Below are 18,932 nucleotides of genomic sequence, written 5' to 3'. Positions count from 1 at the left end.
CTTACAGTTCAAAGCCAGATTGGTTAGCGATAGATTTCAACGTTGCTTTTGCTTGTTTGATATCTTCGAACCAGTTGTCATTTTGAGCCCACATTTCAATCACTAATGGCGCGCTGTAATCAATTTCAGCGAGTGTTTTGAAAATAGCTGGGAAGTCGACTTGGCCTTCACCAATCACCAGATCTCTGAACTGACCTTTACAGGTCTCTGAAACTCGTAGCGTGTCTTTAAGGTGGACTTGTACTAGGTGATCACGGCTTAGCTTTAGTTCGGTACACACGTCGTAGTTCCAACCAGAAATATTACCGACATCTGGGTAAGCCATGAAGTAAGGTGATGGGATCTCGCGCTTAAGCACTTCAAACTTACTTAATGAATTGAGGTACGGAGTATCCATGATCTCTACACCTAACATGATGCCTGCACGTTCTGCCATTTTGGTGGCTTGTTGCATGCCTTCAATGAAGCGAGCGTGAGTTTCAGCCGATTGCGGTTCGTAATACACATCGTAGCCCGCCATTTGAATACAGCGAATGCCAAGCTTGTAAGCCAATGAAATCGCTTTTTCCATGATGATCAGCGATTCAGTGCGGATACCGTCATCCATTGAGCCAAATGGGAACTTACGGTGCGCGCTCAAACACATCGATTGGAATGGCATTTGATGCTTTTCACATAGGCGGCGAAGTTCATAAATCTCTTCGTCTGACCAATCTAAACGAGCACGTCGCTCGTCGGTCTCATCGACTGAAATTTCTACAAAGTCGAAGCCAGCTTCTTTGGCGTGAACCAAACGCTCTACCCATGTAAGGGTGGTTGGCATCGCTTTTTCGTAAATACCTAATCTGAATTTGTTTTTAGAATCAAACATTCTTTTTCCTTAAAAGAGTTGTTGTTCTATACGCGTTGTTATGTCTTGAATTCTGCTAGCAATTTCTTCGTAGCCGAGAGCTTTCATTTTTGGCGTAAGCGAAGAGACGCTAACCGCGTATACAGGAGAATTGTTCTTGTCAAAAATAGGGACAGCAACACAAGAAATACCTGCTTCGTTCTCTTCATCATCGAGCGCATAACCACGGCTCTTAATTTTATCGAGAACACCAAAAAATTGAGACTTGTCGAGAATCGTGTTTTCAGTTAACGGCTTCATTGTGCTGACATTGCGTTTCCAATAGGTTTCTCGAACGCTGTCAGAGCTAAATGCTAAGTAACATTTTCCTGCCGCTGAGCAATACATTGGAGAATGCAGCCCTACGTAGGTTCGAGTTCTAAAGGAAGAATTAACGGGTTCAAACTTGTCTTTAAAAATGATGTTGTCAGCATCAAAAGAGAGGAAGTTAACCGTTTCATTCACATCGTCGAGTAGCTCAGATAGGTATGGCTTAACGGTGCCAGTGACATCAGAGTTGATAGCAGCGTGTCCAAGCTGAACCAACTTCATTGTTAAGCGATATTCTTTACCTGAACACATTTGAGCAACATAACCAGAGTCTTCAAATGTTGCTAAAATACGGTGGACTGATGACTTGTTGAAGCCAGTCCCTTCAGACACTTTTTGTAACGAAACGCCATTAGGATAATTCCCAAGGAATTCCAATACGGTCAGTGCTTTAGACAACGATTTAATTTGCTCACTCATATATGTGCTACCAGTGTTTACCTATTTCAGTATGGAAGTTTTCTGCGATGTCACGTCCATTGCTACCAGCTAACGCTCGGCCAGCAATAAACGATTTCGCAGACAGATTCTTAAACAAATGCAGATCGTCAGGAACAATACCACCAGTAATGGATAGTTCAATTCCAATATCCGATAATTTCTGCATTTTTATCAAATCTTCTTCGGTCCAGCTCACACCAGCAAGTTCCGCATCACGAGAACGGTGATAAATTGCTTGTTTAATGCCCATGTCGACCCAAGCTTGCGCATCTTCCATTGTCCAGTGTCCATACAGCTCAATTTGCACTTCGCCGTCGAATTCATCCGTTACTTTCTTCGCTGAACGAATAGTTTCGATGTGTGCTGCTGCACTTACTGTTACCCAGTTAGCGCCGGCACCCATCGCTAGACGCGTTAAAATGGCGCTGGCATCGGTGATTTTCATGTCACAGACAATGACGTGATTTGGGTATTTTTCTCGTAGGATTCTTACGCTATCTACGCCGTGGGCGAAGGCTAAAATCGTCCCGATTTCAATCACATCTAACTTATCTGCAACATGCTCTATTGAGGCTAATGCCGTGTCGATATCTGTGGCATCAAGAGCCATTTGTAACAAGGGCTTAGGCATCTATTTCATCCTCAAATTGTTTAAACAACTGCACCAGTCTTTGATAGTGCTTATATTTCTTTTGGTATATGTCGTAGTGTTCAGGGTTCGGCTCGACACGTGACGTAGAATTAGTGATGGCTTGAGTACATTCTTCTAATGAAGCGAACTCACCTGCGCCGACCATTGCCATCATTGCGGCACCTAATGAGCCGGTTTCATCCACGTCTGATATTTCAACGGTCATGCCGGTAAGGTCAGCCAGCATTTGCATCCATACAGGGCTAGATGCAGGGCCGCCTGTCACTTTTAGTCTGTTGGCTTTTGGAAAACGCTGACGCATACGTTCTAGGTGAATGTTGTGACAGAATAAAATGCCTTCCCAAATGGCTTGAATTAGGTGCCCTTTAGTATGGTGCGATTGCAGACCATAGAAGCCTGACTTTAGGCCAAGCCCTTGGTTTGAACCGTAAAGGAATGGCACAAAGTAGATACTGCTTGATGCCGGATCTAATGCTTCGACTAACGCTTGATTTTGCTGGTGGTTAATCTGGCCATTTTCACCAAGGTAGTCGGCGAACCATTCATAATTGCCAGCAGAAGTCGGGCTCGCTTCGTGAATGATGTATTCGTTATCGACGGCGTAATGGCCGTAAACAAAATTGTATGATTCTTGAGTCACTTGTTTTGAGATACCAGACGTGACCGCCCATGTGCCCATCACGTAATTCAGGGTATCTTCTGAAGAGTTGATTCCAGAACAGATCGCGGTAGACACAACATCAAACAAACCGCCGAACACCGGCGTACCTATTGCTAGTCCGGTTTCATTAGCAATGGCCGCAGTGATTTTCCCTGCTTGCTGTTGAGGTTTTACAACGGGTGGTAGCGCATCCCAAATTTCTTCGATGCCAAAGGTTTCCAAAAGTGCTTTGTCATACTCACCAGTGATGGAGTTGAAAAAATTACTTTCTGAAATATTGGTCAGTTCTGCTGCGACTTCGCCCGTTAAGCGATATCGAAGGTAGTCGTGAGACATCATCACTGCGCCAATGTTGTTGTATCGTTCGGCATCGTTTTCTTTGATCCAGCGAATAATCGATACAGGGTGACCTGTCCACAGTGTTTGCAGTGTGGTTGGATAGATCTCTTTTGCTTTACCCTGTTCTAGCCACTCTTTAACGATAGGCAGTGAACGCGAGTCAGAAGACATAATACCGTGGCCGAGGTTTTGTCCCTCTTTATCAAGAAGGTAAACGCCTTTGCCTTGGGCTGAAATGCTCAAGCCTTTGATAGAGGTCGGTTCTACTTTTGTGGTCTCTAAAAGCTGCTTAATGACATCGACAGCGTTACCCCATAGTGCGTTTAGGTCGCGTTCTACCCAACCTTGTTTTTCGTTGATGACGCTCGCCGATACGCGGGTAAGACCTTGTTGTTCACCTTTTGCGTTAAACAACGCGGCTTTCATAAAAGTGCCGCCAGAATCAATTCCAATGTAGTAATTCATTATTTGGCTTCCAGTAAATCGTTGTGAATCTTCACCACCAGTTTTCTTACCGGTTGGCTGTCATCATTTTCAATATTGGTGATATGCACGATATTTGGCGTGAATAAATAAAATTGATTGCGTTTTGCATGAATGAAGCTGAGTTCAATCCCTGGGTATTCGTAAAACTGAAGGTCACGTTCTTGGTTATAAGGTTGTGCGTTGCTGTGTTCGCCAGTGTCTATAGCCCATGCCATCACTTCAGAACCTTCGAGAATGATCTGCAAGTCAGAATGGTATTTATGGACTTCAGGTTGGAAGTTTCCTAGAGGCTCTTTGTCATATTCCAATACAACAAACCATGCTTGTTTTGAATCAAAACCAGGGAGTTCATGGCGACCTAATGCGAGTTTTTCTTGGTCGAGACTGTTCAAGTACTCAAGCACGTTTTGAATAACGACAGGGTACGACTTGCTGATCTGCGTAGGTTGAGTATTTCCGACTAACATAAAAATTCTCTTTAAATATAAACAGCTTAATTAAGCCAATGCTTTAAATTAATGGGCACTAAATAGGTCTTGTAAAAGCGTCGCTAACCCTGTCTTATCATCATTGTTTTTGGGCGTGATTAGGTTGGCTGAGCTTTTTACGGTGTCATCTGCGTTTTGCATTGCGATGCCAAGTCCTGCTGCTTTAAGCATCGAAATGTCATTGTGGTTATCACCAATCGCGACACACTGCTCTAGGCTGATACCGAGCGGCTCAATGTAGCGAGTCAATGCATTACCTTTGCTATTACCTGTTGCTGCGAAATCGACACGATCAATCCAAGATCGTTCGCCGTTGAAGTTCTCTTTCACAAAAGGAATCTCTGCGAATGTGTTTACTTCACCTTCAACGACAAACTTCCACACATACTCTGAAATTTGTGCTTCATGTTGGAAGTCGTCGACCTTTTGAATGTTTGGTCGCTGGCTTTCTGGAAAGGTTTGAGACCACGTCAGTAGCGCTTCCATGTATTCAATAGGGCGTGCTCTCGAGTAGAGCATTGCATCACGCACATACATCACCATTTTCAGATCATGAGCTTGAGATAGGGTGATAAACTCAGCCGCAATTTCTTTGTCGATTGCGTTTTCTTGAATGACCGTATCGTTCTGGTAATCAAAGATGTAAGTGCCATTGCAACAAATTATTGGAGTCGATAAACCAAGCTGATCGTAATAAGGTTTTGCAGCGACATGATGGCGACCCGTAACGATAACCACATGAGTGTGTTGAGCGACTTGCTTGATGGCTTCGACTAACTCTTGACTAATCGTGTGCTGCGAACTGAGAACGGTACCATCGAGATCTAACGCCAATAGCTTGTGCTTATCCAATTTATGTTTATAGGACTTATGCGGTGATGACTTATGCATGTGCGAGGCCTTACTTCTGTCCGTAGTATGAATTCTTACCGTGTTTGCGGTTGTAATGCTTGTCGAGTAGCTCTGGTTGAATTGCTGCTTCTGGACTGATGGCACGAGTAGCTGTTGCCATGGCTGCAATCTCTTCCATTACGACTGCATTGTGCACTGCGTCTGAACCATCCTTGCCCCATGTAAATGGTGCGTGGCCTGCGATGATGACACCTGGCATTGCCTGTGGATCGATATCGCGTTGGTTGAATTCTTCGATAATCACTAAGCCAGTATTTTTCTCGTAATCAGATTCGATTTCAGATTTCGTTAGTAGGCGAGTACAAGGCACATCACCGTAGAAGTAATCGGCGTGTGTGGTTCCAAGCGCTGGAATGTCTCGGCCGGCTTGCGCCCAGATTGTTGCATTGCGAGAGTGTGTGTGAACAATACCGCCAATGGTTGGGAAGGCTTTATAAAGCTCAACGTGCGTTGCTGTGTCGCTTGAAGGGTTTAGGTTACCTTCAACGTGGTTGCCTTCTAAATCGAGAACAACGATGTCATCTGCCGTCATTACATCGTATTCAACACCTGACGGTTTGATTGCAATCACGCCACGTTCACGATCGATTTCAGATACATTGCCCCAAGTGAAAGTCACTAAGCCATATTTAGGAAGTTGCAAGTTTGCTGCGAACACGCGTTCTTTTAATTCTTGGTATTTTTTTTGTTCTTGAGACATTGTGTTTGCCCATGTTGTATTGAGTGAATGACGAGCGGATTGCCTAGCTAAATTCCCTAATTAAAAGAAGACTAGGCAATCGCACTCAATCGCGTTACTTCGCTGCTAGCTTGATCTTGTTGATCATCACATCGCCATTTTTCTCGATGTATGCGCTCCATACTGGCTGAATAGCTTGTTGGAAAGCTGCACCATCAACATCACGGTTTACTTGCATTCCGTTCGCTTCTAGTTGAGCAATCATCTTGTCTTCTTTTTCAATGCTTAGCTTACGTTGCATTGCAACCGCTTCAGCAGAGACTTCTTCAATGATTTTTTGCTCGTCTTCCGTTAGCTTGTCGAACTTACGTAGGTTCATTGTTAAAACTAGTGGTGAGTAAGCGTGTTGTGTAAGGCTTAGGTATTTTTGTACTTCGTCAAACTTGAAAGATAGCGTTACAGAAATTGGGTGGTCTTGAGAGTCAACAACGCCTGTTTCAAGTGCAGTATAAAGTTCAGATACTGGAAGCTGCTGCGGGTTAGCACCGAGCTCATTGAACATGTCGTTTAGCGCTTTCGAGCCATTCACACGCATTTGTAGGCCTTCAACATCTGAAGGAACACGAATAGGTTTTTCGTTGTTGGTCATGTTGCGGTAACCATTTTCAGGGAAACCAAGACCTTTAAGACCGAATTTTTCAAAGTTCGCTAACACTTCTTTACCCGGCTCGCCGTCCAGTACTTTGTATGCTGTTTGACGATCTGGGAACATGAACGGCAGAGTGAAGGCCGCTGATTCAGGCATTAGGCCGTTGTAGTTGTTCAAGCCAACCATCGCTAAATCGACGATGCCAGCACGTGAACCATCGATCATTTGCTTATCACTGCCCAATTGACCTTGTGGGTAGATGTTTACTTTGATTTCGCCGTTTGAACGAGCTTCTACTTCTTTCTTAAAGAACAAAGATAGGTCTTGTTGCAAATCCGACTCTGGTGCAGCGTGCGCCAGTTTTAGAGTCGTAGCGGCAAAAGCGCTAGAGCTCATTGCGATAGTCGAAGCGAGTAGAGTAAGTTTTAGTAGGGTTTTCATTATTATTTTCTCCGTCGAGGATTAACCAATGACAAACGACATTGGCACAGTGATAATGCTTGGGAAGATGACAAACAGTGTGAGCAGAGCCATGTAAGCCGCGATGAAGGGCAATACACCTTTCACTGCAGTCGACATTGGTACTCTCGCTACACCACACACTACGTTTAGTACGGTGCCTACAGGAGGCGTAATCAAGCCAATTGAACAGTTGATAACGAACAGTAGGCCGAAGTACGTTGGGTCAATCCCAGCCATCTTGATGACAGGCATTAAAAGGGGTACAAGGATTAGAATCGTTGGGCTCAAGTCCATAACCATGCCGACACAAAGTACGAGCAACATAATTACTGCCATTAATAGGCGTGGGCTATCCACCAGTGGACCTAACATTTCTGCGAGTTGTTGAGGAAGCTGAGCAACAGTAATTAACCACGCAGCGACCATTGCACAACCCACCAAGAACATAACCATTGCGGTCGAGCGACCAGCGTTGAGTACGATGTGGTAGAACTTCTTAATAGTGAGTTCTTTATAAACAAACGTTGAGATGAAAATAGCGTAAGTGGCGGCGACTACAGCGGCTTCTGTCGGTGTAAAAATACCAAAGCGAATACCGACAATGATGATGACTGGTAACATCAATGCCCATACGCCATCTTTAAGTGCAGCGCGTTTTTCAGCCTTTGTTGCACGTTCAGACGTTTCTAAGTTTTCTTTACGAACCGTCCAGCGCCACACAAACATCAATGTCATACCCATTAACAGGCCAGGAACGATGCCGCCTAGGAATAGGTTTTTGATCGAGATACCGCCAGCAACACCTACAAGGATCAGAGGGATTGAAGGTGGAATAACGGGTGCGATGATACCGCCTGAAGCAAGTAAGCCCATTGAAGGTGCTTCTGGGTATTTCGCTGCTTTCATCATTGGGTAAAGAATACTGACCAAGGCTGCAGCATCTGCTACAGCTGAACCAGAAAGGCCAGCAAGCAGTACCGAAGTCATGATTGCAACGTAACCTAAGCCACCTTGACGGTGTCCCACGTAAGTGGTTGCTAGGCGAACAATACGCTGCGACAAACCACCCGATGCCATTACTTCACCCGCAATGAGGAAGAATGGAATGGCAAGCAGAGTGAAGCTGTCGACACCATTAATTAAAGACTGCGCAAGAATGTCTGCACTAAAGAAGTCCATGTGAAGCATCAGCGCCATTGAAGACAATAACAGTGCAAACGCAACAGGAAGACCAAGTAAGATTGAGACAATCAATACCGATAAGAAAATGGCTAACGTCATTATTCTTTCTCCTCATCTAAGCTATCTAGCTGCCAGTCGGGCTTGAAGATTCGCATAAAGGCAATCACGCCCATTAACAAACCTGACACCACACCGGCTAAGTAAAATAATGCTGAAGGAAGCCCTGTAAGCTGAGAAATATCTGACCAGTTAGACATCATTTGACGGTATGAACCGACGTAAAGCATGCCGACAGAAATCAGTACTATTACCCAGCAGATACGTCTTAGTACGGGTACTGCTTTTGGGAAGAGTCGTTCAGAAAACTCTGCAACAGCGAGGTGTTCACCTCGGCGCAGCACAACGGCGGCACCGAGCATGACAACCCATACAAGACCAAGGCGAGATAGTTCTACAGAGGGACGAAGACCAGAAGAAAAGCCATAACGTAAAACTACGTTAGTAAATACGAGCGTAACCATACAGGTCAGAATGACCGCCATGATGACATCGATACTTTTCCAAATACTCTTTAATACACTTTGCATAACGCTTTCCCTACCTTTGGCTAATTACAGAGACGTAATTTGTTCCCAAATTCCATCGTTAATTTCAATGCCGCCAGCTGCTTCATGTTTCTTAATGAAGTTTTCAATTTCAGAACCAGCAATCATCACTGAACCCGTTTCTGCAGGCTCTGACTCAAGTACATAATCACGGATGCGCTTCATCTCTTGTGCATAAGTGCTTTGATCCATTGTCTTGCTTAAGTCGATAGCGATAAGGAACTGAGATACACCAAACTCGCCACCCATATCTTCAGTCAGTGCAGGTACTGAGTGGCCGCCAGTGATTGCCGTTAGCATCATGTCTAGTACGATTGCCATTGATGAACCTTTCCAGAAACCCATTGGAAGTAGGCGTTTGTTTTCCCACAGTACATGCGGGTCTTTAGTGAGTTCACCTTCGTTGTCAAAGCCACCAACAACAGGGAGTTCTTTGTCAGCAAGCACGAAGTTTTGTAGTTGGCCGTAAGAAAATTGGCTCATTGAACAGTCAACAACCACCGGTGGATCGCCCGCAACCGCCATGATGAGAGGGTTTGAACCAACACGGTGATCTTTACCACCCCATGCTGGCATCACTGCGATTGAGTTGGTTGATGCAATTCCTGCAAAACCTTCGCGAGCCATTTTCAATACGTAAGCACCGCCACGCATCCAGTGGTTAGAATTACGCATACCGACCATGCCAATGCCGTAGTCACGAGCCAATTCCATGGCACGTTCTGCACAGATAAGACCGTTAAGAACGCCTGGGCCGTAGTTACAATCCCATTGCTCGAGTGCACCCATGCTGTTAACGCATTCTGGTTCCGCATTGAGTTTGATTTGACCTTTATCTACTTGGTCAATGAATACTGGAAAACGGTTGATGCCATGTGAGTAAGTGCCTTCGTTTGCCATCTCAACAAAACCAGCCGCAAGCTTGGTTGCCATCTCTGGCTTCATGTCGCGAGCTAAAAGGATTCGTTCGTATTCTTGTTGTAGTTTTTCTGTTGATACTAAAGGCATCTGTGTTCTCCGATAAGTTGAATTCCATAATACGGAATCAATTATTGTTTTTATTCCGAAAATATTCTGTGAGCAAAGTTACGAAATATTTCCTTATTAAGTTTTTCTCTAATAACTGTTAACTGGTTAAAAAGTGAAACAAAAAGACTTACCAATTCCGCAATGTGGAACAAATGATGTGATCTATATTGGATTTCAATCAAATATCTGTGGTCAATTGATTGTTGTTTCGTCCTAACTTTGCAAAATGTGGGGATATTAAGGAACAGTAACTTTACGGATCTTGCTTTTACCGTCGTCAAAACTAAAAGGGGCGTCACAACAAATGGCAACTTTGGGGCGCTCTAATTAGGGAACTTTTATACTATTTGATGTGATTTCTCTTTTTTAGGCTCATTGGTAACACTTACGGATCAACCTCTATGAAAATTGTTATTGCACCAGACTCGTTTAAAGAATCTTTATCGGCGGTATCGGTGGCGGCGTGTATTGAAAAGGGCTTTCGTGAAATCTTTCCTGACGCTGAATTCGTGACCTTACCTTTAGCTGACGGAGGTGAAGGAACGGTAGATGTTTTGCTGCAAGGCTTGGCAGGGCAAAAGCGAACACATCAAGTTGAAGGGCCATTGGGAAAATTGGTTAATGCTGAATGGGCGATGCTTGAACCATCGGAGCATAACCAGAACAAAACGGCATTGATTGAAATAGCTGCAGCATCTGGCTTGGATTTATTGAAACCAGAACAGCGTGATCCTTTGATTGCTTCGTCTTTTGGAACAGGGCAGCTGATTTTGGAAGCGATAGAGCAGGGCGCTCAAACGATTATTCTTGGCTTGGGTGGCAGTGCGACCAATGATGGTGGTGCAGGCATTGTACAAGCGTTAGGTGGTAAATTGCTTGATCGTGCAGGGCAAGAGCTCAGCCGAGGTGGCGCTGCGCTAGCGGATTTGGCTTCAATTGATCTTACTGGCGTAGATTTGCGCTGCGCTGATGTCGATTTGATTTTGGCGTGTGATGTTGATAACCCATTGTGTGGCGATAACGGTGCCAGCTATATATTTGGTCCGCAAAAAGGAGCGACACCTGAACAAGTCTTAATGCTTGATAAGGCGCTTGAGAATTTTTCTCAAGTTGCAGAAACGCAAGGTTATGTCGGTGGCGATGAGCCTGCTTACAAGCGCGTGGGTTATGGCGCAGCTGGTGGCACGCCGATGGGGCTTGGTTTGTTATTCAATATCCAAATTAAACCCGGCATTGAGATGGTGCTCGATGTTTTGCAAGCTGATGATCTATTGAAAGGTGCCGACTTGGTGATTACTGGCGAAGGGCAAATGGACAACCAAACTCTGCAAGGCAAAACGCCTTATGGCATTGCTAAACGAGCGAGCTTACAAGGCATTCCGATCATAGGCATTGCTGGCTCACTGGGAACAGAAGTAGAAGCACTTTATGGTGAAATGAACAGCTTGTTTGGTACGGTTCGTTCTCCTCAGTCACTTGACCAAGTTCTGCTAGAAGCCGAACTAAACCTTACTAGAACGGCGAGAAATATCGCTGCGACTCTGAAAGTAGGCCATGCGATCTTGAAATAAAGTGAGGTTTGACAATTGGTTACTTAACATCATGGTTCGATAGGTTTTATAGATAGCAACGATAAATAGAAACGATTATATTTTATACCATTAGAGGTCTATTCTATATCCATAATATTTTAGGGGCTTTTGAAAGGAAGCCAGTATAAATATCAAGGTGCACTCACTATTGCTGCACCTTTGGACCTTAAGGAATAGATCATGAGTAAAAAACTAACTACAGCTGCGGGTTGTCCTGTTGCTCATAACCAGAATGTTCAAACTGCGGGTAAGCGCGGTCCTCAACTTCTTCAAGATGTTTGGTTTTTAGAAAAGATGGCGCATTTTGACCGCGAAGTCATTCCAGAGCGTCGTATGCACGCGAAAGGTTCAGGCGCTTACGGTACATTTACTGTTACGCATGACATTACCAAATACACCAAGGCAAAACTGTTTTCTGAAATAGGCAAAAAGACCGACCTGTTTGCACGTTTTACAACGGTGGCGGGTGAGCGTGGCGCTGCCGATGCTGAGCGTGATATCCGTGGCTTTGCATTGAAGTTTTATACTGAAGAAGGTAACTGGGACATGGTGGGTAACAACACGCCAGTATTCTTCCTTCGTGATCCTCTCAAGTTCCCAGATCTAAACCATGCGGTTAAGCGTGACCCTCGCACCAACATGCGCAGTGCGAAAAACAACTGGGATTTCTGGACCTCTCTACCTGAAGCGCTTCACCAAATCACCATCGTAATGAGTGACCGTGGTATTCCTGCGACTTACCGTCATATGCATGGTTTTGGTAGCCATACATTCAGCTTTATTAATGCAGACAACGAACGTTTCTGGGTTAAGTTCCACTTCAAATCTCAGCAAGGTATTAAGAACTTGTCTGATGCAGAAGCGGCACAAGTGATCGGCGATGACCGCGAAAGTCATCAACGTGATCTGCTAGACAGCATTGATAATCAAGACTTCCCTAAATGGACACTGAAAGTTCAAGTGATGCCAGAAGCGGACGCAGCGAAAGTGCCATACAACCCGTTCGATCTGACTAAGATCTGGCCACACGCAGATTACCCATTAATTGAGGTGGGTGAGTTTGAATTGAACCGTAACCCACAAAACTTCTTCGCTGAAGTTGAGCAGTCTGCATTCAACCCGGCAAACGTGGTTCCGGGTATCAGCTTCTCACCAGACAAGATGTTACAAGGCCGTCTGTTTGCTTACGGTGATGCACAGCGCTACCGTTTGGGTGTTAACCATCAGCATATCCCAGTAAACGCACCTCGTTGCCCTGTCCACAGCTACCACCGTGATGGTGCGATGCGTGTTGATGGTAACTTTGGTAGCACACTTGGCTATGAGCCAAACAACGAAGGCCAATGGGCAGAGCAGCCAGACTTTGCAGAACCGGCATTGAGCCTAGATGGTGCTGCAGCGCATTGGGATCACCGCGAAGATGAAGATTACTTCTCGCAACCGGGTGATCTGTTCCGTCTAATGACACCAGAAAAACAAGCGATTCTGTTTGATAACACAGCGCGTAACCTAGGCGGCGTGCCTAAAGAGATTCAACTGCGTCACCTAAGACACTGTTACAAAGCCGATCCAGCTTACGGTGAAGGCATTGGTAAGCTACTTGAAATCGATGTAAGCGAATTTAAGTCGTAATCAATAAGTTTGATTAGTTAAATGAAAGGCCGTTGAGTGAATCACTCAACGGCCTTTTTTGATCATGCTGTGTATTAGGTGAGTCATGTAAGTCGTACCAATTACTTGAAAATTAGCACCATTTCTATTGATAGTTTTTGCCTATCAAATTAATAAACTCATCCCATTATATTTAGTTAGGGTAACGGATTATCCTACGGCTATCAGTTTATAAAGTAGAAGAGTTTGAGATGAGTAAGAGCGCATTAATCGTTGAAGGTGGGGCAATGAGAGGCATCTTCGCAGCAGGAGTATTGGACGCTTTTATGCAAGACGATTTCCGTCCTTATGATTTTGCTATTGGCGTATCTGCGGGTGTGTCGAATTTGGTTGGTTACTTATCTCAAGCTCCGAAGCGTAGCTACAACGTGATTACTACCATGGCGACGGATAAAACGTTCTTCAACCCTGCTCGCTTTGCTAAAGGTGGCAATTTGGTCGACGTTAAGTGGTTGTGGGATGAATCTAACCATCGTTATCCACTGGATTGTGGTGAGCTGTTCTCAAGTGTTCCTTTAATTGCTGCTGTAACTAACGTCGATACTGGCAGTGCAGACTACTATCACATCAAGCCAGAAAACCTTTCTAACGTGGTTGAAGCAACAACAGCTCTACCTATCGCTTACCGTGAAACACCGTGCTTCTCTGGTGGTTGCTATACCGATGGTGGTGTAGCCGACTCTATTCCGGTTCGCGAAGCCTATCGTCGTGGTGCACGAGACATTACCGTGATTCTTTCTCACCCATTAAGCTACCGAATGAAGCCGCAGAAGTATCAGTGGATGCTGAAAAAGCTGTTAAAGAAATTCCCTAATATTGCAGAGTCGATGGCGGTGCGTGCCGAAAACTATAATCAGTCTTTGGAGTTTATTCGTAATCCACCAAAAGATGCGACCATCAAGGTGATTGCGCCACCAGAAGCGTTCGCAGTGAAGCGTTTGACTATGGATCAAACGGTCTTGAATGCAGGTTACGAGATGGGTGTGAAAGCAGGGGAAGAGCACCTTGCCATTAGAAACGGTGTCTATGGCTTAGATACCGAAGATTGTCATTTCTGCGTTTAGAACTGTTTTTGAATGCGGGATAAACGAGAAGCCACGCTGTTCACTTAGGACTAGCGTGGCTTTCTATTTCTAGATTGAGTCTATTACTAACTCAGTCTGCTATTAACTCAAGTTGTTGTTAAACCAGCTCGTTGCCGCTGGTGTTGCCTGTAAAGAAGGCATCAACACTGGTGAGCGTTGTATTGGCAATGTTGAACAGCGCATCTTTAGTTAAGAAAGCTTGGTGACCAGTGAACAATACGTTGTGACAAGCAGATAGGCGACGGAATACGTCATCGACAATCACATCATTAGATTTGTCTTGGAAGAACAACTCTTTCTCATTGTCGTAAACATCAAGACCAAGCGCGCCGATTTTGCTTTGTTTGAGTGCTTCAATTGCAGCAGTTGAATCCAGCAGTTCACCACGACTGGTGTTGACGATCATCACGCCATCTTTCATTTTGCCAAATGCCGTTGCATCCAACAGGTGGTAGTTCTCTTTACTCATTGGGCAATGCAAAGAAATCACGTCAGATTCTTGGTAAAGCTCGTCGAGTTCTACGTATTTAGCACCCAGTTCTTTTGCCAAAGGATTTGGGTACGGGTCGTAGCACAAGATATTCATGCCTAAACCTTTCAGAATACGCATCGTCGCTAAGCCAATCTTTCCTGAACCAATCACACCAACGGTTTTACCGTGGAAGTTAAAGCCTACCAAGCCTTCAAGAGAGAAGTTCGCATCACGAGTACGTTGGTATGCCTTGTGTAGTTTACGATTCAAACACATCATCATGCCGACTGTGTGCTCTGCTACTGATTCTGGAGAATAAGCCGGAACGCGAACCACTTGCAGACCAAACTCTTTGGCTGCATCTAAATCGACTTTATCAAAACCGGCACAGCGCATCGCAATCAGCTTAGTGCCGCCTTTTGCTAGAATCTCTAGCACATCTCGCGATAGGTCGTCGTTTACAAACGCACAAACGACTTCGTTGTCGTGCGCCATTTTTGCTGTTGTTGTAGTGAGGCGAAAATCGTGAAAATGGAACTCGGCGTCGAGTTCGCCTTTTGCAAGTTCAAATGATTTTTCGTCGTATGATTTTGAGCTAAAAAAAGCAATGTTGAGCATGGCTTCCTCTCTTACCTAAAAAATGAATACCCCAATCATTTTTGATTTCATATGGGGTTAAAGCTAACAACTCGTCCAGTGTGCTAGAGTTTTTTTCTCTTGTCTATCACCATTAGTCATTGTAATTACTATGGTTATTTGGTCTGTTGTCTTCACTTATTGAACATTAAAAATCACAGTACGAGGCAGCTTGCTTATAAGTTCATCAATATTGAATGGATCTTACTTTCGGGTGTTGAACATCTTCTTAGTCTCTTTCTCAGACCAGAAGTTAATGTTGAATTGTGCGTCGTCGCTAAGCTCTACTCGATGCCAATATTGAGGTGGACTTGTGGCAAATTGCCCAGCCAGGATCGTAATAACACTTTCCGGTTCTGTCGCGTCGGCATCGGCAAAACCATAGAAGGTGACGGTGCCTTCCATTACGCAGATCTGCCCGAATACACCTTCTGCGGTGTTGTGGTGATTAAGCAATGCAGCCGGTATGTTGTCTTTGGTGAAAAATGGCGTTGAACGTTGAATTTTCCAGTGTGACGGAATACGTAAATGACTCATATAAAACCTCTTGTCTGTATTTTGAATACAAGCTTTAGCTTTGATTGAATTGGTGACCGTGATTACCAGTAGTTTTCACTGCTGAATTGGCCGGGCTTTCGGCGTAAGTGCTTCTTGAAACCTAAGTTGGTTAGTGCTTCACTTGTGTCGCGAACCATTTGCGGATTGCCACAAAGGTAGAAAAAACTGCGGGTTTGATTGAAAGTGACAGACGTGGTTTGCTCAAGGTCGCCTCCAAGTAACAAGCTTGGGATTCGTCCGCGCAAAGTTCCGGTGACTGATTCTCTAGAAATAATTGGCACATATTGTAGTTTCCCTTGGAAGTGATTAACGAGTTGATTGATTCGATCTTGATACGTGAGGTCTTGCTCTGTTCTTACGGCATGAACCAGTACAAGGTTTTTGAACGAGGTGACTTTTTCAGATTCAGAGCCGTTATGCTGCTGTATCTGCATGCTTTCGAGCATTGAGATAAAAGGCCCAACGGCGGTTCCGGTTGAAAGCATCCATAGATCGTCGGCGATCTCTGGGATCTCCTCTAATGTCATGAACCCACTTGGGTCTTTGCCGACAAATATGTCATCGCCTACCTTCAACTCATGAAGTTGAGGTGAAAGCTGCCCGTTCTGATCCTTAATAATCAAAAATTCCAGATGTTGATGACCTTGTTCGTGCTCTGGCGCATTCACCATGGAATAAGCACGTCTGACAAACTCGCCTTCACTGTTACGTAGCCCCAGCTTAGTGAACTGCCCCGCTTGGTAGGGCGAGACTGGCGCACTGACTTGCAGCGAGAACAGTTGCTCTGTCCATTCGGTCTTGTGTACGACTTTTCCGGTTACTAAGCCATGAGGAATATCTGTCATATCATCACCTTTATTTAGAGAAGTTATCTCATTAAGGATACTCAACTATTTACACTTTGGAGTTGCATGTACCATGCCATTAGTGAGAATGCTTATCAATACTAGTTGTTCGGTAAAAATTAACTTGAATGATGTCAAATAGACTTCGTACTGCTGTGTCTAAATGACATCTTTGTTGTTTTTTGATGTGATTCCTTGTGATTAAGAACGATGAGTTGCTCTATGGGCACAGACCAAAATTAGTTCCGTGGTTTGACCCTTAATGTATTCACCAATAACTAAAGAGAATATTTTATAGATGAGTATAATGGCGGCTTTCGATCTCAATATAGCCGTGTTTTATGCTTGATAATCTTCGTATGGCCTTGAACGTGTTGTTCGTGACCATCAATACCGCAATGACTGCGTTTACCGTGAGCTTTTTTGGCCTCATCAAACTGATTCTTCCAATCTCTATTGTTCAAAAGTCATGTACTCGCTTAGCGAATTTCACATTTTGGTGTTGGGCTTCGCTTAACCTTTGGATGTTGAATGTGAATAACGATATCGAGTGGCAAGTTGAGGGCGGGGAAGACATCTCGACTAAGCAATGGTACTTGATGATGTCGAATCACCTCAGTTGGGCGGATATCGTGATCTTGTCTTCGATCTTGAAAGACAAGATGCCAATGACTAAGTTCTTCCTTAAGCATGAATTGCTGTACGTTCCTTTTGTTGGTTTGGCTTGTTGGGGCTTGGATATGCCTTTCATGAGACGTCACTCACGTGAGTTTTTGATTCGTAACCCTGAGCGTCGCAATGATGATTTCGAGGCAATTAATAAGGCATGTACTAAGTTCAAATGGGCACCGACAACCTTGGTGAATTTTGTGGAAGGGACTCGTGCAAACCACGAGAAACTGGCGACAGCGAAAACACCTTATCGACATCTACTCAAGCCAAAAACCGGCGGTGTGGCGTTCGCTCTATCGGCAATGGGCCCAATCTTGGATGGTATTGTGGATGTCACTCTGGCTTATCCAGAAAATCAGGCTTCTCCATTTGAAGACATGCTGAAGGGTAAAATGACCAAGGTGGTGGTGCGTATTAAACTGCACCCAATGGATGAGAACGTGAACGGTAATTATTTTGAAGATAAAGCGTTTAAACGTCGTTTCCACAGTTGGTTGAATAATACGTGGAAAGAGAAAGACGACTATCTTGATACGGTTTATGGGGTTGATACGCCCTGTGAGGTTGAAACGACTGATGAATCTGATGTGGCTTATAAGAAACAAGAACAGTAAGCTCATACCAAATCGATAGCATCAAAAAAGCCGATAGTTCATTGAACTGTCGGCTTTTTTATTGATTGGACTTTGTCTACTCAAACAGTGCAGTCAGCGCTCACTATGTTTTAAAGCGCTAAAACAAGGATGGTCAAAGAGTGAGGAAGTTAAATCGCTTGGTAAGCCTCAATGATGTGCTTAACCTCACTGGTTTTGCCTTGCTTCTCTTGTCCTTGATGGATGCGCAAGTAGTGCTGCAATGTTTTGGCTTTGTATTGCTGTGATACTTGCTTCTGTTGTTCACAGTTCGGAGTCCAGATCTTGTCGCCGACGCTTGATATCTCAGTTACCGTTCGGTTATTGCCACTTTCATCTAGATTTTTGTCGCTTTCACCTTGGTTATTGCTGACCAATAAAATCTCGTAGTAACGACGGTTCTCTTCAATTAACACTTCATCAATTAGGCCGAAATTGAGCGCCTTTAAATGATTTCTTAGCTCGAACTGCTGATGAACCGGGCAAAGTAAAAAATCGATCGCTTTGTCTGGATGCTTGCAATGAATATCGTCGACGAGCTTTTGTGTTAGATCGCCTCCCACACCCGCAATAATGACCAGATGTCTGCCTGTGTGCTTTTCCAATGGAATCGCTGCGACATCCAAGCAGTAGACTTGCCATTGGCTGGTCATCGCTTGTTGGTCTGAATTATCTTGGGGAAAGTAACGCGTTAGCTTGCCCTCCAGTTCATTCATCAGAGAAGGGACAATATCGACAAAATGAATCTGCGGTGCTTTGTGGTCAGATAATAGCTGAACACCCAAGAAGCCGTGATCACAACAACAGTCCCAAATATGTTGGTAGTCATTACTGACAAGGGAGTGGAGAGTTTGCAGTCGGTTACTTAGCTTCATAAGGCTCGTATCGTTAAAAAAGGGTATTGTTGTATCGAACGCGCATTGTAAAGACTTTCCATAAAAACAAAAGCACCTAGGGGATTAATC

Annotated in this window: 19 protein-coding genes; 4 read left to right on the top strand and 15 right to left on the bottom strand. The window is 44.4% G+C overall.

From position 1 onward, the window contains the following. Window position 1: 1 nt before the first annotated feature. The 11 genes from AB4513_RS07460 to yiaK all read right to left on the bottom strand — a co-directional run bounded on the left by AB4513_RS07460 (window position 2) and on the right by yiaK (window position 9,783). The gene (locus tag AB4513_RS07460; protein WP_009845889.1) at window positions 2–871 is read right to left on the bottom strand and encodes an L-ribulose-5-phosphate 3-epimerase; all 870 of its coding nucleotides are present in this window, start codon (window positions 869–871) and stop codon (window positions 2–4) included. A gap of 9 nt (window positions 872–880) precedes the next feature. Continuing rightward, on the bottom strand, window positions 881–1,639 hold the full coding sequence (locus tag AB4513_RS07455; RefSeq protein ID WP_009845888.1) for an IclR family transcriptional regulator: 759 nt from the start codon (window positions 1,637–1,639) through the stop codon (window positions 881–883). Between the two features lie 7 nt (window positions 1,640–1,646). Next, complete coding sequence (locus AB4513_RS07450) at window positions 1,647–2,291, bottom strand: 3-keto-L-gulonate-6-phosphate decarboxylase UlaD (protein WP_102249457.1); 645 nt, start codon at window positions 2,289–2,291, stop codon at window positions 1,647–1,649. Beyond that, complete coding sequence (locus AB4513_RS07445; protein WP_009845886.1) at window positions 2,284–3,777, bottom strand: FGGY-family carbohydrate kinase; 1,494 nt, start codon at window positions 3,775–3,777, stop codon at window positions 2,284–2,286. Before AB4513_RS07445 ends, AB4513_RS07450 begins: the two co-directional genes overlap by 8 nt. Continuing rightward, window positions 3,777–4,265, bottom strand: a complete 489-nt coding sequence (locus AB4513_RS07440) for a YhcH/YjgK/YiaL family protein (RefSeq protein ID WP_009845885.1) — start codon at window positions 4,263–4,265, stop codon at window positions 3,777–3,779. Before AB4513_RS07440 ends, AB4513_RS07445 begins: the two co-directional genes overlap by 1 nt. 48 nt (window positions 4,266–4,313) lie before the next feature. Next, window positions 4,314–5,177 carry a Cof-type HAD-IIB family hydrolase gene (locus AB4513_RS07435; protein WP_009845884.1) on the bottom strand — a complete coding sequence of 288 codons (864 nt, stop codon included), beginning with the start codon at window positions 5,175–5,177 and terminating at the stop codon, window positions 4,314–4,316. A 10-nt stretch (window positions 5,178–5,187) separates the two neighbouring features. Beyond that, window positions 5,188–5,898, bottom strand: a complete 711-nt coding sequence (locus AB4513_RS07430) for an L-ribulose-5-phosphate 4-epimerase (RefSeq protein ID WP_009845883.1) — start codon at window positions 5,896–5,898, stop codon at window positions 5,188–5,190. Window positions 5,899–5,992: 94 nt separating this feature from the next. Further along, window positions 5,993–6,967: a DctP family TRAP transporter solute-binding subunit gene (locus tag AB4513_RS07425; RefSeq protein ID WP_009845882.1), complete on the bottom strand. Its 975-nt coding sequence runs from the start codon at window positions 6,965–6,967 to the stop codon at window positions 5,993–5,995. Window positions 6,968–6,988: 21 nt separating this feature from the next. Then, entirely contained in the window at window positions 6,989–8,269 is a 1,281-nt protein-coding gene (locus AB4513_RS07420) for a TRAP transporter large permease subunit (protein WP_009845881.1), read from the bottom strand. Beyond that, window positions 8,269–8,757, bottom strand: coding sequence for a TRAP transporter small permease (locus tag AB4513_RS07415; RefSeq protein WP_009845880.1), 489 nt, complete (start codon window positions 8,755–8,757; stop codon window positions 8,269–8,271). The genes AB4513_RS07420 and AB4513_RS07415 overlap by 1 nt, the downstream gene beginning before the upstream one ends. Before the next feature lie 24 nt (window positions 8,758–8,781). Next, complete coding sequence (gene yiaK, locus AB4513_RS07410; protein ID WP_009845879.1) at window positions 8,782–9,783, bottom strand: 3-dehydro-L-gulonate 2-dehydrogenase; 1,002 nt, start codon at window positions 9,781–9,783, stop codon at window positions 8,782–8,784. A gap of 422 nt (window positions 9,784–10,205) precedes the next feature. On the opposite strand from yiaK, the gene AB4513_RS07405 reads away from it, so the two are divergent. From AB4513_RS07405 to AB4513_RS07395, 3 genes are all read left to right on the top strand, one after another. Beyond that, on the top strand, window positions 10,206–11,375 hold the full coding sequence (locus AB4513_RS07405; protein WP_102258292.1) for a glycerate kinase: 1,170 nt from the start codon (window positions 10,206–10,208) through the stop codon (window positions 11,373–11,375). Between the two features lie 201 nt (window positions 11,376–11,576). After that, window positions 11,577–13,028 (top strand): catalase, encoded by a 1,452-nt coding sequence (locus tag AB4513_RS07400; RefSeq protein ID WP_017102305.1) that lies wholly within the window; start codon window positions 11,577–11,579, stop codon window positions 13,026–13,028. 230 nt (window positions 13,029–13,258) lie between these two features. Further along, window positions 13,259–14,131: a patatin family protein gene (locus AB4513_RS07395; protein WP_102258293.1), complete on the top strand. Its 873-nt coding sequence runs from the start codon at window positions 13,259–13,261 to the stop codon at window positions 14,129–14,131. Window positions 14,132–14,249: 118 nt separating this feature from the next. Here the strand turns inward: AB4513_RS07395 and AB4513_RS07390 are convergent, their stop codons facing one another. The 3 genes from AB4513_RS07390 to AB4513_RS07380 all read right to left on the bottom strand — a co-directional run bounded on the left by AB4513_RS07390 (window position 14,250) and on the right by AB4513_RS07380 (window position 16,663). Next, window positions 14,250–15,242 (bottom strand): 2-hydroxyacid dehydrogenase, encoded by a 993-nt coding sequence (locus tag AB4513_RS07390; protein ID WP_102258294.1) that lies wholly within the window; start codon window positions 15,240–15,242, stop codon window positions 14,250–14,252. 222 nt (window positions 15,243–15,464) lie between these two features. After that, window positions 15,465–15,797 (bottom strand): DUF1971 domain-containing protein, encoded by a 333-nt coding sequence (locus AB4513_RS07385; RefSeq protein ID WP_102258295.1) that lies wholly within the window; start codon window positions 15,795–15,797, stop codon window positions 15,465–15,467. A 62-nt stretch (window positions 15,798–15,859) separates the two neighbouring features. Further along, window positions 15,860–16,663: a ferredoxin--NADP reductase gene (locus AB4513_RS07380; protein ID WP_102258296.1), complete on the bottom strand. Its 804-nt coding sequence runs from the start codon at window positions 16,661–16,663 to the stop codon at window positions 15,860–15,862. Window positions 16,664–17,004: 341 nt separating this feature from the next. Here AB4513_RS07380 and AB4513_RS07375 point away from each other — a divergent pair, with 341 nt between their 5' ends. Further along, window positions 17,005–17,949: an acyltransferase gene (locus tag AB4513_RS07375; RefSeq protein WP_009845873.1), complete on the top strand. Its 945-nt coding sequence runs from the start codon at window positions 17,005–17,007 to the stop codon at window positions 17,947–17,949. A gap of 149 nt (window positions 17,950–18,098) precedes the next feature. On the opposite strand, the gene AB4513_RS07370 is transcribed toward AB4513_RS07375, so the two are convergent. After that, window positions 18,099–18,842, bottom strand: coding sequence for a tRNA (adenine(22)-N(1))-methyltransferase TrmK (locus AB4513_RS07370; protein ID WP_009845872.1), 744 nt, complete (start codon window positions 18,840–18,842; stop codon window positions 18,099–18,101). Window positions 18,843–18,932: the final 90 nt, after the last annotated feature.

The sequence above is a fragment of the Vibrio sp. 10N.222.54.E6 genome (assembly GCF_041473955.1).
GTDB classification, from domain to species: domain Bacteria; phylum Pseudomonadota; class Gammaproteobacteria; order Enterobacterales; family Vibrionaceae; genus Vibrio; species Vibrio tasmaniensis_A.
This window is presented reverse-complemented; position numbering and strand designations above follow the sequence as displayed.

Bases quoted from the DNA above. Each gene is read 5' to 3' on its own strand.
- AB4513_RS07460 (WP_009845889.1), bottom strand. From the start codon at position 871: ATGTTTGATTCTAAAAACAAATTCAGATTAGGTATTTACGAAAAAGCG.
- AB4513_RS07455 (WP_009845888.1), bottom strand. From the start codon at position 1,639: ATGAGTGAGCAAATTAAATCGTTGTCTAAAGCACTGACCGTATTGGAA.
- AB4513_RS07450 (WP_102249457.1), bottom strand. From the start codon at position 2,291: ATGCCTAAGCCCTTGTTACAAATGGCTCTTGATGCCACAGATATCGAC.
- AB4513_RS07445 (WP_009845886.1), bottom strand. From the start codon at position 3,777: ATGAATTACTACATTGGAATTGATTCTGGCGGCACTTTTATGAAAGCC.
- AB4513_RS07440 (WP_009845885.1), bottom strand. From the start codon at position 4,265: ATGTTAGTCGGAAATACTCAACCTACGCAGATCAGCAAGTCGTACCCT.
- AB4513_RS07435 (WP_009845884.1), bottom strand. From the start codon at position 5,177: ATGCATAAGTCATCACCGCATAAGTCCTATAAACATAAATTGGATAAG.
- AB4513_RS07430 (WP_009845883.1), bottom strand. From the start codon at position 5,898: ATGTCTCAAGAACAAAAAAAATACCAAGAATTAAAAGAACGCGTGTTC.
- AB4513_RS07425 (WP_009845882.1), bottom strand. From the start codon at position 6,967: ATGAAAACCCTACTAAAACTTACTCTACTCGCTTCGACTATCGCAATG.
- AB4513_RS07420 (WP_009845881.1), bottom strand. From the start codon at position 8,269: ATGACGTTAGCCATTTTCTTATCGGTATTGATTGTCTCAATCTTACTT.
- AB4513_RS07415 (WP_009845880.1), bottom strand. From the start codon at position 8,757: ATGCAAAGTGTATTAAAGAGTATTTGGAAAAGTATCGATGTCATCATG.
- yiaK (WP_009845879.1), bottom strand. From the start codon at position 9,783: ATGCCTTTAGTATCAACAGAAAAACTACAACAAGAATACGAACGAATC.
- AB4513_RS07405 (WP_102258292.1), top strand. From the start codon at position 10,206: ATGAAAATTGTTATTGCACCAGACTCGTTTAAAGAATCTTTATCGGCG.
- AB4513_RS07400 (WP_017102305.1), top strand. From the start codon at position 11,577: ATGAGTAAAAAACTAACTACAGCTGCGGGTTGTCCTGTTGCTCATAAC.
- AB4513_RS07395 (WP_102258293.1), top strand. From the start codon at position 13,259: ATGAGTAAGAGCGCATTAATCGTTGAAGGTGGGGCAATGAGAGGCATC.
- AB4513_RS07390 (WP_102258294.1), bottom strand. From the start codon at position 15,242: ATGCTCAACATTGCTTTTTTTAGCTCAAAATCATACGACGAAAAATCA.
- AB4513_RS07385 (WP_102258295.1), bottom strand. From the start codon at position 15,797: ATGAGTCATTTACGTATTCCGTCACACTGGAAAATTCAACGTTCAACG.
- AB4513_RS07380 (WP_102258296.1), bottom strand. From the start codon at position 16,663: ATGACAGATATTCCTCATGGCTTAGTAACCGGAAAAGTCGTACACAAG.
- AB4513_RS07375 (WP_009845873.1), top strand. From the start codon at position 17,005: ATGCTTGATAATCTTCGTATGGCCTTGAACGTGTTGTTCGTGACCATC.
- AB4513_RS07370 (WP_009845872.1), bottom strand. From the start codon at position 18,842: ATGAAGCTAAGTAACCGACTGCAAACTCTCCACTCCCTTGTCAGTAAT.